The organism is Ornithinimicrobium sp. F0845 (genome assembly GCF_023015765.1).
GTDB lineage: Bacteria > Actinomycetota > Actinomycetes > Actinomycetales > Dermatophilaceae > Ornithinicoccus.
In genome coordinates this window covers 48,579-63,112 of record NZ_JALKAL010000015.1, presented here as the reverse complement: position 1 = coordinate 63,112, position 14,534 = coordinate 48,579, and the positions used below count along the sequence as shown (strand labels likewise).

General features: G+C 71.3%; 15 protein-coding genes and 1 tRNA gene. 11 read left to right on the top strand and 5 right to left on the bottom strand.

Features of this window, described 5'->3' with window-relative positions:
- Nucleotides 1-80 precede the first annotated feature (80 nt).
- Entirely contained in the window at nucleotides 81-710 is a 630-nt protein-coding gene (locus MWU75_RS17250) for a superoxide dismutase (protein WP_247093248.1), read from the bottom strand.
- Nucleotides 711-907: 197 nt separating this feature from the next.
- The gene (locus MWU75_RS17245; protein ID WP_247093246.1) at nucleotides 908-1,402 is read right to left on the bottom strand and encodes a DUF4282 domain-containing protein; all 495 of its coding nucleotides are present in this window, start codon (nucleotides 1,400-1,402) and stop codon (nucleotides 908-910) included.
- Between the two features lie 111 nt (nucleotides 1,403-1,513).
- Here MWU75_RS17245 and rsmA point away from each other — a divergent pair, with 111 nt between their 5' ends.
- From rsmA to MWU75_RS17230, 3 genes are read left to right on the top strand one after another with little or no spacing between them, the layout of a single operon-like run.
- Nucleotides 1,514-2,410 carry a 16S rRNA (adenine(1518)-N(6)/adenine(1519)-N(6))-dimethyltransferase RsmA gene (rsmA, locus tag MWU75_RS17240; protein ID WP_247093244.1) on the top strand — a complete coding sequence of 299 codons (897 nt, stop codon included), beginning with the start codon at nucleotides 1,514-1,516 and terminating at the stop codon, nucleotides 2,408-2,410.
- Between the two features lie 9 nt (nucleotides 2,411-2,419).
- Entirely contained in the window at nucleotides 2,420-3,382 is a 963-nt protein-coding gene (locus MWU75_RS17235; protein WP_247093242.1) for a 4-(cytidine 5'-diphospho)-2-C-methyl-D-erythritol kinase, read from the top strand.
- Nucleotides 3,383-3,386: 4 nt separating this feature from the next.
- Nucleotides 3,387-5,267 (top strand): ABC-F family ATP-binding cassette domain-containing protein, encoded by a 1,881-nt coding sequence (locus tag MWU75_RS17230; protein ID WP_247093240.1) that lies wholly within the window; start codon nucleotides 3,387-3,389, stop codon nucleotides 5,265-5,267.
- Between the two features lie 19 nt (nucleotides 5,268-5,286).
- On the opposite strand, the gene MWU75_RS17225 is transcribed toward MWU75_RS17230, so the two are convergent.
- Nucleotides 5,287-5,949 (bottom strand): VC0807 family protein, encoded by a 663-nt coding sequence (locus tag MWU75_RS17225; RefSeq protein ID WP_247093238.1) that lies wholly within the window; start codon nucleotides 5,947-5,949, stop codon nucleotides 5,287-5,289.
- Between the two features lie 55 nt (nucleotides 5,950-6,004).
- Between MWU75_RS17225 and MWU75_RS17220 the strand changes: the two genes are divergently transcribed.
- Nucleotides 6,005-6,574, top strand: coding sequence for a PadR family transcriptional regulator (locus MWU75_RS17220; protein WP_247093236.1), 570 nt, complete (start codon nucleotides 6,005-6,007; stop codon nucleotides 6,572-6,574).
- A 103-nt stretch (nucleotides 6,575-6,677) separates the two neighbouring features.
- Nucleotides 6,678-7,181 (top strand): MarR family transcriptional regulator, encoded by a 504-nt coding sequence (locus MWU75_RS17215; RefSeq protein ID WP_247093234.1) that lies wholly within the window; start codon nucleotides 6,678-6,680, stop codon nucleotides 7,179-7,181.
- A gap of 69 nt (nucleotides 7,182-7,250) precedes the next feature.
- On the opposite strand, the gene MWU75_RS17210 is transcribed toward MWU75_RS17215, so the two are convergent.
- The gene (locus MWU75_RS17210) at nucleotides 7,251-7,862 is read right to left on the bottom strand and encodes a TetR/AcrR family transcriptional regulator (RefSeq protein ID WP_247093324.1); all 612 of its coding nucleotides are present in this window, start codon (nucleotides 7,860-7,862) and stop codon (nucleotides 7,251-7,253) included.
- A 139-nt stretch (nucleotides 7,863-8,001) separates the two neighbouring features.
- Between MWU75_RS17210 and MWU75_RS17205 the strand changes: the two genes are divergently transcribed.
- The 3 genes from MWU75_RS17205 to MWU75_RS17195 all read left to right on the top strand — a co-directional run bounded on the left by MWU75_RS17205 (nucleotide 8,002) and on the right by MWU75_RS17195 (nucleotide 10,617).
- Nucleotides 8,002-8,080: transfer RNA gene (locus MWU75_RS17205), tRNA-Gln, on the top strand.
- A 329-nt stretch (nucleotides 8,081-8,409) separates the two neighbouring features.
- On the top strand, nucleotides 8,410-8,832 hold the full coding sequence (locus MWU75_RS17200) for an MmcQ/YjbR family DNA-binding protein (RefSeq protein WP_247093232.1): 423 nt from the start codon (nucleotides 8,410-8,412) through the stop codon (nucleotides 8,830-8,832).
- Between the two features lie 48 nt (nucleotides 8,833-8,880).
- Nucleotides 8,881-10,617, top strand: coding sequence for an AMP-binding protein (locus MWU75_RS17195; protein WP_247093230.1), 1,737 nt, complete (start codon nucleotides 8,881-8,883; stop codon nucleotides 10,615-10,617).
- Between the two features lie 12 nt (nucleotides 10,618-10,629).
- Here MWU75_RS17195 and MWU75_RS17190 read toward each other — a convergent pair whose 3' ends face one another.
- Nucleotides 10,630-11,169, bottom strand: a complete 540-nt coding sequence (locus tag MWU75_RS17190; protein WP_247093228.1) for a CarD family transcriptional regulator — start codon at nucleotides 11,167-11,169, stop codon at nucleotides 10,630-10,632.
- A 157-nt stretch (nucleotides 11,170-11,326) separates the two neighbouring features.
- On the opposite strand from MWU75_RS17190, the gene MWU75_RS17185 reads away from it, so the two are divergent.
- Genes MWU75_RS17185 through MWU75_RS17175 form a run of 3 tightly spaced genes read left to right on the top strand, consistent with a single transcriptional unit; the run spans nucleotide 11,327 to nucleotide 14,513 of the window.
- Nucleotides 11,327-12,646: an NAD(P)/FAD-dependent oxidoreductase gene (locus MWU75_RS17185; protein ID WP_247093225.1), complete on the top strand. Its 1,320-nt coding sequence runs from the start codon at nucleotides 11,327-11,329 to the stop codon at nucleotides 12,644-12,646.
- On the top strand, nucleotides 12,643-13,566 hold the full coding sequence (locus MWU75_RS17180) for a bile acid:sodium symporter family protein (protein WP_247093223.1): 924 nt from the start codon (nucleotides 12,643-12,645) through the stop codon (nucleotides 13,564-13,566). Before MWU75_RS17185 ends, MWU75_RS17180 begins: the two co-directional genes overlap by 4 nt.
- Entirely contained in the window at nucleotides 13,563-14,513 is a 951-nt protein-coding gene (locus tag MWU75_RS17175; protein ID WP_247093221.1) for an SDR family oxidoreductase, read from the top strand. Before MWU75_RS17180 ends, MWU75_RS17175 begins: the two co-directional genes overlap by 4 nt.
- Nucleotides 14,514-14,534: the final 21 nt, after the last annotated feature.

Below are 14,534 nucleotides of genomic sequence, written 5' to 3'. Positions count from 1 at the left end.
ACGTCTCGCAGGCGGGAAGCTTCACCCGCACGCACGAGGGCCCCGGCGCGGTGCGCCGAGGCCCTTGAGGCGGAGCAGGGTCAGGCGTTGGGGACGATCAGCCCGCCGGTCGTGGACCGGGCGGCCTCGAACCGCGCCTGCACGTCGGCCCAGTTGGCGACGTTCCACCACGCGGTGACGTAGTCGGCCTTGACGTTCTTGTACTGCAGGTAGAAGGCGTGCTCCCACATGTCCAGCATCAGCAGCGGCACCAGGCCGACGGAGAGGTTGCCCTGGTGGTCGTAGAGCTGGCACAGGATCAGCTTCTGCCCGAGGGTGTCCCAGGCCAGGATCGACCAACCGGAGCCCTGGATGCCCAGCGCGTTGGCCGTGAAGTGGGCGCGGAAGGCGTCGAAGCTGCCGAAGGTGTCATCGATCGCGGCACCCAGCTCGCCGGTCGGCTTGTCGCCGCCGTCGGGGGACATGTTCGGCCAGAACACCGAGTGGTTCACATGGCCGGCCAGGTTGAACGCGAGGTTCTTGGACAACATGTTGACGCTGCCGAGCGAGTCCTTGTCGCGGGCCTCCGCGAGCTGCTCGAGCGCGGTGTTGGCGCCGGTGACGTAGGCGTTGTGGTGCTTGGAGTGGTGCAGCTCCATGATCTCGCCGGAGATGTGCGGGGCGAGGGCACCGTAGTCGTAGGGAAGGTCGGGAAGTGCGTAGTCAGCCACAGCAAACAGCTCCTCAGTCGTAGACGTCCACAGGCTTCGAGCCTGTCCTACAGCCAACTTAGCCGCAACCGCTCACGGCGGTTCGGGGTGGGGGTGGCGCATAGTGGTCCGGGGGGACGAGGGCCGAGCTGCGGGGGATGGGACGAGGGCCGGCCTGCGGGGATCTGTGGTGATCCCCGCAGGCCGGCAGTATGCCGTCAGAGCCGGGGTGCGTTGCTGCTCCGGTGGATGTCGTCGGACATCCGCACGACGGCGAAGTAGAACTCCAGGGTCATCCGCCAGAACGCCAGGTAGATGAGGCCTATGACTGGGCCGATGATCAGGACGAAGAGGCCGACGAGGGGCTCGGTCGTGAAGCCGCTGATGAGCGACACGAGCCACATCAGCCCGATGAGGACCATGCCGATGAGGTAGACGATGCTCACGATCTTCGGCGTGATGAGGGTGTGGAAGCGCCAGTCGAGCAGCGCGGAGAAGAAGCCCTTGGCATCGATGGCCTCCGCGCCGCCGCTGCCCTGCTGGTTGCTCTGCCACTGGCCGCCGGGCGGCTGTTGCTGCGGCGTGCCGTACTGGGGCGACGGGGGCTGGGGCGACTGAGACTGGGGCGACTGGTATGGCGGTGGCTGCTGCGGACCGGGCGTGCCGGGCTGCTGCGGGTGCTGGTCGCCCGGATCCTGCGGCGGGGTGGTCATGTGAACTCCCTCGGTCGTCGTGCGGTGTGTGGACCGGACCCTACTGACCGGCGCGGCGGGTGGCAATGGGTCGCGCAGCGGGCGGGTGTGCGACCAGTACGCTGACCTGCCATGGAGCCACCCGAGGAGGAGACGCTCGCGCGAGCCGCCCTGCTCGGGCCCGTAGAGATCCGGGACCTGGCGGCCCGGCTCGGCGTGCGGCCGACCAAGTCGTGGGGGCAGAACTTCGTCATCGACCCCAACACGGTCCGCAAGATCGTCCGTCAGGCTGGCGTCGGCCCGCAGGACGTGGTGGTCGAGGTGGGGCCGGGTCTGGGCTCGCTGACCCTGGCGCTGCTGCAGGTCGTCGACCGGGTCACCGCCATCGAGATCGACCCCGCGCTGGCCGAGCAGCTGCCGCGGACCGTGGCCGAGCACGCGCCGGAACGAGCAGGCCGGCTGACCGTGCTCCAGCAGGACGCGTTGCGGGTCACCGAGCTGCCCGACCCGCAGCCGACCGCCCTGGTGGCGAACCTGCCCTACAACGTGGCGGTCCCGGTGGTGCTGCACCTGCTGGAGTCGCTGCCCACGCTCGAGAAGGTCCTGGTGATGGTCCAGCTCGAGGTCGCCGAGCGGCTCGCCGCAGCTCCGGGGGGCCGGGTCTACGGCGTGCCCAGCGTCAAGGCCGCCTGGTATGCCGAGGTGTCACCCGCGGGGCGGATCGGTCGCAACGTCTTCTGGCCGGCCCCCAATGTCGACTCCGGGCTGGTGCGGATGGTGCGCCGCGAGCCGCCGGTCACCACGGCCGGCCGGCGCGAGGTCTTCGCGGTGATCGACGCTGCCTTCGCCCAGCGGCGCAAGACGCTGAGGGCGGCCCTGGCGAGCTGGGCGGGCTCGGCCCCCGCGGCGGAGGAGGCCCTCCGCCGGGCCGGCGTGGACCCGAGTGCGCGCGGCGAACGGCTGACGGTGGAGCAGTTTGCCGCCATCGCCGAGGCCGGGGCTGGTCACCCGGACCGCTCTGACGCATAGGGTGGCCGCATGAGTCAGGCCGTCGAGTCCCGTGGCGTCACCGTGCGCGTGCCGGGGAAGATCAATCTGGAGCTGGTGGTGGGGCCACTCCGCGAGGACGGCTTCCACGAGCTGGCCACGGTCTTCCACACCGTCGGCATCTACGACCACGTCACGGCCACCCCGGCGGCGACCTGGTCCGTGCAGGTCTCCGGTCAGACGGCGGAGGGGGTGCCGACCGGAGCCGACAACCTGGCGCTCAAGGCCGCCAAGTCCCTGGCCCGCCGCTACGGCGTCGAGGAGGCCGCGGCGCTCTCGATCGACAAGAACATCCCGGTGGCGGGGGGCATGGCGGGGGGTTCGGCCGACGCGGCCGCAGCCCTGGTGGCCTGCGAGGCGCTCTGGGAGCTGCAGGTCTCCCGCGACGAGTTGGAGCCACTCGCCGCCCGCCTCGGCTCGGACGTGCCCTTCCTGCTGCACGGGGGCACCGCGATCGGCTCCGGCCGGGGAGAGCGCCTCGCCCCGGTCCTGGCCCGCGGGGAGCTGCACTGGGTGCTCTGGGTGAGCACCGGCTCGGGCCTGTCCACCCCGGAGGTGTATGCCGAGTGCGACCGTCTGCGCGAGGCCGCCGGTGAGCCGGTGCCCGACCCGGCGCCCTCGGGTGAGCTGATCGCGGCGCTGCGCACCATGGACACCTCGGCGGTCGGTGCCGCGCTGCGCAACGACCTGCAGGAGGCCGCCTGCTCGCTCTACCCGGTGCTGGAGGACGTCCTGGAGGCCGGGACCTCGCTGGGTGCCCAGGGCGCGATCGTGTCGGGCTCCGGCCCGACGGTCGCCTTCCTGGTCGGCACCCAGGCGCAGGCGATCGACCTGTCCGTGGGGCTGGCCGCCCGGGGGCCCGCCGGGGACATCCGCCGCGCCACCGGTCCGGTCGCCGGCGCGCAGGTGGTGCAGTCCGTGGCGCCCGCCGGCCCGCCCACCTTCACCGGCTGAGTCCATGGCCAACCTCATCGCGACCGACCGCGCGCGGCTGATCGCCGGCACGCAGGTGCTCCTGGACGAGGTCTCCCTCGGCGTGCTCGACGGGGAGCGGATCGGCGTCCTGGGTCGCAACGGCGGAGGCAAGACCTCGCTGCTGCGGGTGCTGACCGGCGACCGTCCCGTCGACTCCGGGCGGGTGATGCGGCCGGCAGGCGTGACCGTCGGGATGCTCGCTCAGGCGGACGTGCTCGACCCGGAGGCGACCGTGCGCCAGGTCGTGCTGGGCGACCTGGTCGAGCACGAGTGGGCCGGTGACCCCCGGGTGCGCGAGATCCTGACCGGGTTGCTGGGGGACCTGGAGGCCAGCGCGCTCGGCGGCCTCGACTCGACCGTCGGTGCCAAGTCCGGAGGTGAGCTGCGCAGACTGGCGCTGGCGGCGCTCCTGGTGCGCGACCCCGACCTGATCCTGCTCGACGAGCCCACCAACCACCTGGACGTCGAAGGCGTCGCCTGGCTCGCGTCATACCTGTCCACGCGCCGTCCGCGACCCGGCAGCGGCCTGGCCTTCGTAACCCACGACCGCTGGTTCCTGGACGCCGTGGCGACCCGCACCTGGGAGGTCACCGCCGGTCAGGTGCACAGCTACGACGGGGGCTATGCGGCGTATGTGCTCGCCCGTGCCGAGCGGGCCCGGGTCGCCGCCGTCACCGAGGAGCGGCGCAGCAACCTGCTCCGCAAGGAGCTGGCCTGGCTGCAGCGCGGCGCCCCGGCACGGACCAGCAAGCCGCGTTTCCGCATCGATGCGGCCGAGGCGCTCATCGCCGGCGAGCCACCACCACGGGACACCGTCGAGCTGGTCCGGTTCGCCACCACCCGGTTGGGCAAGGACGTCCTCGACCTGCTCGACGCCACCGTCCGGCTCGGTGACCGGGTGCTGCTCGACGACGTGACCTGGCGCATCGGACCTGGCGACCGGTTCGGGATCGTCGGCGTCAACGGTGCCGGCAAGTCCACCCTGCTGCGCGCACTCATGGGGCAGGTGCCCCTCGAGACCGGCACGCTGAAGACCGGCAAGACGGTGCGGCTTGCCTGTCTGAGCCAGGACCTGCGCGAGCTCGAGCAGGTGGAAGGGCGCACGGTGATCGACGCGATCACGCAGGTTCGCTCGTTCACCGTGCTGGGCGGCAAGGAGATCTCGGCCAGTCAGCTGGCGACCCGGCTCGGCTTCACAGGAGGTCGGCAGCAGTCGCGGGTCGGTGACCTCTCCGGCGGCGAGCGGCGCCGGCTGCAGTTCGTGCGCTTGCTCATGGACGAGCCCAACGTGCTCCTGCTCGACGAGCCGACCAACGACCTCGACATCGACACGCTCACCTCGATGGAGGACGTGCTCGACGGGTGGGCGGGCACCCTCCTGGTCGTCTCGCACGACCGCTACCTGCTGGAGCGTATGACGGACCGCCAGGTCGCCCTGCTCGGTGACGGTGGTCTGCGCGACCTGCCCGGCGGGGTGGACGAGTACCTGCAGCTGCGGCGTGACCTCGCTGAGCGGCGTGACCGCGCTGAGCGGCAGGACCGGGCGACGCGGTCCGGTCGGGCGTCCGCCGGCTCGGCTGCCGCACCCGCCGCCGGCACCGCTGCCGTCGGTGGAACTGCGCCTGCCGCCGGCGCCGCTCCCCGCGCGGCCGAGCTCCGCGAGGCGCGCAAGACGATCGCCCGGGTCGAGAAGTCGCTGACGCGGTTGGGGGAGCGCGAGACCCGGGTGCACGAGCAGATGGTCGCCAGTGCCACCGACGCCGGAGCGATGATGCGGCTCAGCGCCGAGCTCGACGAGATCCACGCCGAGCGCGAGGGCCTGGAGCTGGAGTGGCTGGAGGCTGCCGAGATCGCGGAGTCCTGAGCGGGCATGAGCCTGTCGCTCAGGGCCGGGTGGGTGCTGCCAGGTCGGCCGCCGCGTCCAGCAGCGGTCGGTCGAGGCTGCGCTCGGCCCGCCGGGTGAACCAGATCGTCCACCCCACCATCAGGAGCCACAGAGCCGGGGTGGCTGTGCGCAGGAGCGGAGCGGTGACCTCCACGGGCAGCGCCAGCACGGCGGCGGCGTGCGCCCCGGCCGCGAGCAGGTAGGTCACAGCCCAGACGAGGGTCAGCCGGTGGTAGAGCCACCGGAACGGTGAGCTGCCCTGCCACAGCTCCTCCCACTCGCGGCGTCCGGACTCGCCGGGGGCGACGAAGCGGCGGACGATGGAGAACAGCAGCGGCCGGCCCCACACGAGGCTGCCCGCCGCGACGAGCCCGAACAGGGCGAGCCCGGCCGATCCCTTGAGCAGGAGGACGCGGGCGTCCCCGCTGACCAGGCTGAGCGCGAGCGTCAGGAGGAAGGTGAGGACGATCAGCGCCAGGGTGGGGTCCAGGGTGCCTCGGCGCACCGTCGCCCACGCGGCGCGCAGGACGGCGACCGCGCCAGCCACGACCAGCGCTGTGGTCACCCCCCAGCCCGCGGACACCACGACCCAGTACGCGAGCAGCCCGAGGCCGACGTCGAGGACGAGCTCGACGACGAGGGCACCCATCCACGCGGTCACTCGCCGAGTGTGACATATCAAACTCGACATGTCGAGATTGTCGTATTATGGGGACATGGCTCTGCGGTATGCGCTCATCGGTCTCCTGCTGGACCGTCCGGGCAGCGGCTACGACCTCGCGCGCCGGTTCGAGGAGGTGGTCGGTGCCTATGCCTGGGACGCCAGGCACAGCCAGATCTACCCCGAGCTCCGCCAGCTGGAGGGCGAGGGCCTGATCGAGGTCGCGGAGCGTGGGGCGCGGGGACGCACGACCTACCGGTGCACCTCCGAGGGGCTGGCCGCGCTGCGCGCCTGGTTGATGGCCCCGCCCGCGCGGCCCGGGGGCGTGCGGAACGAGCACGTGCTGCGGCTCTTCCTCCTCGGGGCGCTGGGGCGTGAGGAGGCCCTCGTCGTGCTCCGTCGGACGGAGGAGGGCGCGACCACCCAGTTGGAGCACCTCACCGAGCAGTTCGCGCGGTTGCAGGAGGGCACCGGCAGCGACTCGGGCGGGCCACTGGGACTGACCGCTCAGTACGGCATCCACAGCTACCGGGCCACCGCCGAGTGGGCCAGGTGGGCGATCGCCCAGGTCGAGGCAGACCCGGACTTCGGGCTGCGGGACGTCGAAGTGCGGTCGGGGCACTGACGGCTGCAGGCGGCCGCACTCGGATCCACACCTCTTCGGGTGCTCCACGATCTCTCGACGTCGAACATCTTGACCGATCGTGCAGCCGGTCTACCCTGAGGACATGGCGGACCGGACGACAGACGAGGTCGATCGCATCGTCGCGGCGTGGCAGCGGGAGCGGCCCGACCTTGACGTCTCACCGCTGGAGATCCTCTCGCGGGTCAGCCGGCTCGCCCGTCACCTGGATCTGGCGCGGCGGCACGCGTTCGACCAGTGGGGGCTCGTGGCCTGGGAGTTCGACGTGCTCTCGGCGTTGCGCCGGTCCGGGGAGCCCTACGAGCTGTCGGCCGGTGAGCTGGTCCGGCAGACCCTGGTCACCAGTGGCACGATGACCAACCGCATCGACCGGCTGGTGTCCCGCGGCATGGTCTCGCGGGCGCACTCGACCAGCGACCGCCGCACCGTGCTCATCTCACTGACCGCGACCGGGCGTGAGGCGGTGGACGGAGCCCTCGCCGACCTGGTGGCTGACGAGCGGAGCCTTCTCGCCGGCCTGTCCGGGCGAGAACGCGACGTCCTGACCGACCTGTTGCGCCGGTTGGTCGTGCCGTTCGAAGAGGGGTAGGGAGTTGGTAGTGGCGTTCGAGGAGAGGTAGGGGAGTCGGTGGTGCCGTTGGAGGGGTGGTAGCCCTGCCTACCTGCCCTTGGGGTGCACCAGGCGCAGGGCCGGCTTGGACTCCAGGCCGGAGAGCCCGTTCCAGGCGAGGTTGACGACGTGGGCGGCCACGTCCTCCTTCTTGATCTTGCGCGAGTCCAGCCACCAGCCTCCCGGCGTGGCCACCATCCCGACCAGCATCTGGGCATAGAGCGGGGCCATCTTCGGGTCCAGCTTCTGTCGCTTGAACTCGGCTGCCAGGATGTGCTCGACCTGGCTGGCGACATCACTGATGAGCGAGGCGAACGAACCGGTGGACTGCCCGGGCGGGCTGTCCCGGACCAGGATGCGGAAGCCGTCGGTGGAGTTCTCGATGTAGTCCAGCAGCGCCAGCGCCGCCCGCTCCAGCAGCGCCCGCGGGTGTCCCGGCTCGGACAGGGCGTCGGTGATGGCGTTCAGCAGCCGCTGGATCTCGCGGTCAACGACGACGGCATACAGCCCCTCCTTGCCGCCGAAGTGCTCATAGATCACCGGCTTGGAGACCTCGGCCTTGACGGCGATCTCCTCGACGGTCGTTCCCTCGAAGCCCTTCTCGGAGAACAGCGTCCGACCGATGGAGACCAGCTGCTCACGCCGTTGTGGTCCGGTCATCCGGTGGCGGGCGGCAGGCACGGTCAACTTCGGGTCTGGACGGCTCACGGCCCCCATTGTGCCCTGCGCCCGTGGGAGCGCTGCACGTCCCGGCCCGGAACTGTCCTAACCTTGACCCGTCCGGTGCGCGCACCGGCGTTCCCCGGTTGCTCTGCTGGTAGGGGCCGCCTGACTTTGAATCAGGATTAGCGACGAAGGTTCGATTCCTTCCCGGGGAGCCGACCGAGCCAGCACCCAAGGGCTTGACGGTAGGGAGATGCGCCCCGCCCGCTCGCGGGCTGAGGAGGAGGCGGCGACGGAGTTCAGGGCAGCGTGCGGGCCCGCGCCGACCGCACTGCCGGGCAGGCACTGTGGGATTCGTGCGCTCTGATGGCCAAAACCCCACAGCACCCCAGGGGCTCGACGGTAGGGAGATGCGCCCCGCCCGCACGCCGGCTGAGGAGGAGGCAGTGCCGACCGACCGGCACACGGCCATGCCGACCGACCGACAGACGACCGTGCCGACCGACCGACACACGACCGGGTGGCCGCACGGCATACTCGACCCATGGCGGAACCGCACCCGGCCAGGATCCCCGACGACCATCCCCACCTTGAGGCGGTGCGCAAGATCGCCCTGGCCCTGCCCCGCGCGGAGGAGAAGCGGTCGCACGGGAGCCCGACCTTCTTCACCCGCAAGGTCTTCGCCGTCTTCGGCGGCTCGCTCAAGGGGGATCACTACGCGCCGGTGGCGCGCAACGCGCTGCTCTTCCTGCCGGACGACTCCGAGCGGGAGGCCCTCATCGGGGACGAGCGGTTCTTCGTGCCCGCCTACCTCGGGCCGTCGGGATGGCTGGGGCTGAGCTTCCACCTGGTCGGCGGGGTCGACGACGTGGACTGGCAGGAGGTGGGGGAGCTGGTGGAGATGTCCTACCGGCTCACCGCACCGGCCACCCTGGTGCGTGAGCTGGACGACCGCACTGACCGGTGATCCCGGCCGACCCTGGCCAGAGGCCGAGAGCGGTGCGAGACTGCGGTGATGAGCGAGCACACCAACCCGACGACGGCCTACCGCGCTGCCCGAGACCAGTTGCTGGACCTGGCCGGAGACGCCGAGCGGGCCAGGGCGGAGTTCCGCTACCCGGACGTGGGTCCGCTCTGGAACTGGGCGATCGACTGGTTCGACGCGTTCGCCCGGGGCAACGACACACCCGGTCTGATCGTCGTCGAGGAGGACGGCACCGACCAGCGGCTCACCTTCGACCAGATCGCCACCCGGTCCGACCAGGTCGCGGCCTTCTTGGCGGAGCAGGGGGTCAGGAAGGGCGACAGCGTCATCGTGATGCTCGGCAACCAGGTCGAGCTGTGGGACACGATGCTGGCCATCATGAAGCTCGGCGCGGTCATCATGCCGACCACCACCGCAGTCGGCCCCGCGGACCTGAGGGATCGGATCACCCGGGGCGACGCCCGCTGTGTCGTGGTGAACCCCGCCGACGCCGGCAAGTTCGAGGAGGTTCCCGGTGACTACGCCCGGGTGAGCATCGGGGAGGTGAGCGGCTGGGCCGACCTGCTGACGGCATACTCCCGGTCGGTGCCCCCGAGCGACCATCCGGGCACGGCGCCGACGGACCGGCTGCTGCTCTACTTCACCTCGGGGACCACCAGCCGTCCCAAGCTGGTCGAGCACACCCAGGCGTCCTACCCGGTCGGGCACCTGTCGACCATGGCCTGGCTGGGCGTCCGCCCCGGCGACGTGCACCTGAACATCTCCAGCCCCGGCTGGGCCAAGCACGCCTGGTCCTGCTTCTTCGCGCCGTGGATCGCCGAGGCCACGATCATGGTCTACAACTACGTCCGGTTCGACGCGGCGGCCCTGCTCAAGGTGCTCCGGGCCTACCGGGTGAGCACCTTCTGCGCGCCGCCGACCGTCTGGCGGATGTTGATCAACGCCGACCTGTCCGGCGGCCCCGGGGCGCTCCGCGAGATCATCGGCGCCGGTGAGCCGCTCAACCCCGAGGTCATCTCCCAGGTGAGCCGGCAGTGGGGCCTGACGTTGCGGGACGGCTACGGCCAGACCGAGACCACCGCGCAGGTGGGCAACATGCCGGGCGAGCGGGTCAAGCCGGGCTCCATGGGCCGACCACTGCCCGGTATGCCGTCAGTCCTGGTCGATGTCGAGTCCGGTCAGGTGGTCGAGGGGCCGGGCGAGGGGGAGCTGTGCCTGGACCTGTCCGCGGCGCCGGTCGCGCTGATGACCGGCTACCAGGGCGACGATGCCCGCAACGCCGAGGCGATGGCGGGCGGTTTCTACCACACGGGTGACGTGGCCGAGCGGGACGCGAACGGCATGATCACCTACGTCGGCCGGACCGACGACGTGTTCAAGGCCAGCGACTACAAGATCAGCCCCTTCGAGCTGGAGTCGGTGCTGATCGAGCACCCCGCGGTCGCGGAGGCCGCGGTCGTGCCGGCGCCGGACGAGGTGCGGCTGGCCATCCCCAAGGCCTACATCGCGCTGGCGCCGGGACACGAGCCCACCCGGGAGACCGCACTGTCGATCCTGCGGCACGCGCGGGAGAACCTCGCGCCCTGGCAGCGGGTGCGACGCATCGAGTTCTACGAGCTGCCGAAGACGATCTCCGGCAAGATCCGCCGCGTCGAGCTGCGCAGCCGCGAGCAGGAGCTGGCGAGCGAGGCCGCGATGCCGGGCACCATCGGCCAGGAGACGCGGGAGTGGCGGGACAGCGACTTCCCGGAGCTGCGCTCGAGCTAGCCGTGCGGGCCGTCAGGTCGTGCTGGTGAGGGCGCCGGCCTCGGCCAGCTCCGTGGGCGTCGGGACGTCCTGCCCGGTCACGGCGGCCACGAGCAGCTCCTCGGCCCGCTCATCGCTCACCCCGAGCGCCTCGACGAACTCGCCGAGCAGCGGCCGGGACGCGGTCTTGAGCAGGTCCTTCTCCGCGGGGGACAGGCCGTCCTCCAGGTCGCGCCGCAGCAGGTCGCGCACGACGCCGGCGGTCACCGGGAGCTCGCCGAGCAGCAGCCGCTCGCGCTGGTCCTTCATCCGGCGCGACCACTGCTTGTCGAACGGCTCGCTCGGAGCCTGCAGGACGTCCAGCACCTCCTGGAGCTCCTCGGGGGAGAGCACCTTGCGCAGGCCGATCTCCTCGGCCGAGTCCTCGGGCACGGACACGGTGAGGTTGCTCCGGTGGACCAGCATCGAGAGATAGGTGCGCTCCACCCCGCCGACGACGCGGGTCATGACTTCCTGCACGGTGGCGGGACCGTGGTGGGGGTGGACGACGAGCTGGCCCTGGGAGAACGGCATGTGGTGGTGTCCTTCTGTCGCGTGCGAGTCGGACCCGGAGGGCTCACGGCGGGGGCAGGCGGAGCCGCAGGCCGACACCATGGTCAACGCTGGTCGGGGCCAGAAGATTCCGGGCGACGTGCGGTCCTGACCCCGTCACCTGTCAGAATCGGCGCTCATGACGACCGCGATCATCGGAGCCGGGCCGTCCGGCCTGGCCGCCGCCCGCAGCCTGCAGCGGGCGGGGCTGCCCTGGCAGGGCTACGAGCTGCACAGCGATGTCGGAGGGCTGTGGGACATCCAGGCCCCACGGAGCACGGTCTATGAGTCGGCCCACCTGATCTCCTCCCGGACGACGACCGAGTTCACCGAGCACCCGATGCCGCCAGGCACCGCAGACTACCCCTCGCACGCGGAGCTGCTCGACTACTTCCGCTCCTTCGCCGACCGGTTCGGGCTGCGTGAGCACTACCGCTTCGGCACCGAGGTGATCCGCGTGGAGCCGGACGGGCACGACGGGTCGGGCAGCACGCACGACGGCGCCGGCTGGACCGTCACCTACCGGGACGGGGAGCAGGAGGTGAGCGCCCGGCATACTGCCGTCATCGTCGCCAACGGCACCCTCAGCGAACCCAACGTCCCCACCCTGCCCGGCCAGTTCGACGGCGAGATCATCCACACCAGCGCCTACAAGCGGCCGCAGGTCTTCGCCGGCAAGAGGGTGCTGGTCGTGGGGGCGGGCAACTCCGGCTGCGACATCGTGGTCGACGCGGTGCACCACGCGGCCTCGGTGGACATCAGCGTGCGACGGGGCTACCACTTCGTGCCCAAGTACCTCCTCGGCAGGCCCGCCGACACCCTCAACCAGGGGCGTCCGCTGCCGGCCCGGCTCAAGCAGGCAATCGACTCGCGGCTGCTCAAGCTGTTCACCGGCGACCCCACGGCCTTCGGCTTCCCCGAGCCGGACCACAAGCTCTACGAGTCGCACCCGATCGTGAACAGCCTGATCCTGCACCACGTGGGGCACGGCGACGTGCGGGTCCGGCCGGACGTGGAGCGGCTGGACGGCGACGGCGTGGTCTTCCGGGACGGCTCCCGGCACGCCTACGACATGGTGGTGCTGGCGACGGGCTACCGGCTGCACTACCCGTTCGTCGCGCGGGAGCACCTGAACTGGACCGGGATGGCGCCCGACCTCTACCTCAACGTGGTGAGCCCCACGGCGCCCGGACTGTTCGTCGTCGGCATGATCGAGGCCTCGGGCATCGGCTGGCAGGGGCGCTACGAGCAGGGCGAGATGGTCGCGGCCTACCTGACGGCGCGGCGGGAGGCGCCGGCCGTGGCCGCCGCGTTCGACGAGCGCGTCGCCGGACCGCCGCCGGACACCTCTGGCGGCTACCACTACCTGGGGCTGGAGCGGATGGCCTACTACGTCAACAAGGACGCCTACCGACGTGCCGTGCGGCGGGAGATCGAGACCCTGCGGGAGCGGCCGTGAACGACGTCGACAGCATCCGGATCGCCTTCGACGAGGCGTCGCTGACCACACTGCGCATCGTGATCGCCGCGATCCTGTTCGGCGTCGCGCTGGACACCCGGCTGGAGGACTTCGCCCGGGCGCTGCGCCGGCCCGGGACCATCGCGATCGGCATCGCCGCCCAGTTCCTGCTGCTGCCTGCCATCACCTTCGTGCTCACCCTCGTCCTGGACCTGCGCGCCTCCCTCGCGCTGGGACTGATCCTGGTGGCCTGCTGCCCGCCAGGAAACGTCTCCAACATCCTGACCCACCGGGCCGGCGGCGACGTCGCCCTGTCGGTGTCGATGACCGCGGTGGGCAACGTGCTCTCGATCTTCCTGATGCCGGTCAACCTGGCGCTCTGGGGAAGCCTGCACCCCACCGGCCGGGAGGTGCTGCGCGGCATCGCCCTCGAGCCGATGGACATGCTCGCCGAGGTCGGCCTGGTCATCGGCGTCCCGTTCGTCGTGGGGCTGGCGATCGTGCGGTGGCTGCCCCGCGTCGCCGAGGTGGGCAAGCGCATCGTCAGCCCGCTGGCGTTTCTCGGCCTCACCGGGATCATCGTCGTCGGGGTCACCAACAACTGGGACATCTTCGTCACGTACATCGGCCTGGTGGTCGTGGCCGTCTTCCTGCACGACGCGCTCGCGCTGGCCCTGGGCTACGGCATCGGCCGGGCCACCCGGCTGCCGGAGGACAGCACCAAGGCGATGACCTTCGAGGTGGGCATCCGCAACGCCGGGCTGGGTCTGCTGCTGGTCTTCACCTACTTCGACGGTCTCGGCGGGATGGCGCTGGTCGCCGCATGGTGGGGCATCTGGGACATCATCGCGGGCCTGGCCGTGGCCACCGTCTGGCGGCGCCGCTCGGCGGACCGCCCGCGGGTCGAGGTGGCAGCGTGAGCACCGTGCTGGTCACCGGCGGCTCGGGCTTCCTGGGGTCCTCGGTCGTGCCCGGTCTGGTGGCCGACGGTCACCGGGTGGTCAGCACCGACCTCCGTATGCCGTCCGCTCCCGTCGCGGGGGCCACGCACGTCCTGATGGATGTCACCGACGAGGCCGCGGTGGACCAGGTGGTCGGGGAGCACCGGCCCGAGGTGGTCGTGCACCTGGCCTCGATCGTCACGCCCGGGCCAGGCACCACCCGGACGCAGGAGTATGCCGTGGACGTGCTGGGCACGCGCCACGTGCTCCGGGCGTGCCTGGACCACGGGGTCCGCAGGGTCGTGGTGTCCAGCAGCGGCGCGGCCTACGGCTATCACGCGGACAACCCGGAGTGGCTGACCGAGGAGCACCAGGTCCGCGGGAACACCGCCTTCGCCTACAGCGACCACAAGCGGCAGGTCGAGGAGCTGCTCGCGGCGCTGCGGGACAGCGCGCCGCAGCTCGAGCAGGTCGTTCTGCGGATCGGGACGATCCTGGGGGAGCGGGTGGACAACCAGATCACCGCGCTGTGGGACTGGCCGCGCCTGCTGAAGATCCGCGGCTCGGAGTCGCCCTTCGTCTTCATCTGGGACACCGACGTCGTGGCGATCATCCGTCGGGCCGTCGACTCCCCCGTCACCGGGCCGGTCAACGTCGCCGGCGACGGCGTGGTGACCGTCGACGAGATCGCCGCGGCGCTCGGCAAGCGCACGGTCACGGTGCCCGAGCCGGTGCTGCGCGCCGCGCTCGCGGTGGCCAAGCGGCTGCGGGCCACGCCCTACGGCCCGGAGCAGACCGACTTCCTGCGTTACCGCCCCGTGCTGGACAACACCCGGCTCAAGACCGAGTTCGGCTACGTCCCCCGGCTGACCAGCCGGGAAGCCTTCGCCGCCTGGCGTCAGGCCCGCGAGAGGCACCGGTCCTGACGGACAGGTAGCATCCAGTGG

Excerpts from the sequence above, each read along its gene's own strand:
- MWU75_RS17245 (WP_247093246.1), bottom strand. The coding sequence starts at position 1,402 with ATGACCACCCCGCCGCAGGATCCGGGCGACCAGCACCCGCAGCAGCCC.
- rsmA (WP_247093244.1), top strand. The coding sequence starts at position 1,514 with ATGGAGCCACCCGAGGAGGAGACGCTCGCGCGAGCCGCCCTGCTCGGG.
- MWU75_RS17235 (WP_247093242.1), top strand. The coding sequence starts at position 2,420 with ATGAGTCAGGCCGTCGAGTCCCGTGGCGTCACCGTGCGCGTGCCGGGG.
- MWU75_RS17230 (WP_247093240.1), top strand. The coding sequence starts at position 3,387 with ATGGCCAACCTCATCGCGACCGACCGCGCGCGGCTGATCGCCGGCACG.
- MWU75_RS17220 (WP_247093236.1), top strand. The coding sequence starts at position 6,005 with ATGGCTCTGCGGTATGCGCTCATCGGTCTCCTGCTGGACCGTCCGGGC.
- MWU75_RS17215 (WP_247093234.1), top strand. The coding sequence starts at position 6,678 with ATGGCGGACCGGACGACAGACGAGGTCGATCGCATCGTCGCGGCGTGG.
- MWU75_RS17210 (WP_247093324.1), bottom strand. The coding sequence starts at position 7,862 with ATGACCGGACCACAACGGCGTGAGCAGCTGGTCTCCATCGGTCGGACG.
- MWU75_RS17200 (WP_247093232.1), top strand. The coding sequence starts at position 8,410 with ATGGCGGAACCGCACCCGGCCAGGATCCCCGACGACCATCCCCACCTT.
- MWU75_RS17195 (WP_247093230.1), top strand. The coding sequence starts at position 8,881 with ATGAGCGAGCACACCAACCCGACGACGGCCTACCGCGCTGCCCGAGAC.
- MWU75_RS17190 (WP_247093228.1), bottom strand. The coding sequence starts at position 11,169 with ATGCCGTTCTCCCAGGGCCAGCTCGTCGTCCACCCCCACCACGGTCCC.
- MWU75_RS17185 (WP_247093225.1), top strand. The coding sequence starts at position 11,327 with ATGACGACCGCGATCATCGGAGCCGGGCCGTCCGGCCTGGCCGCCGCC.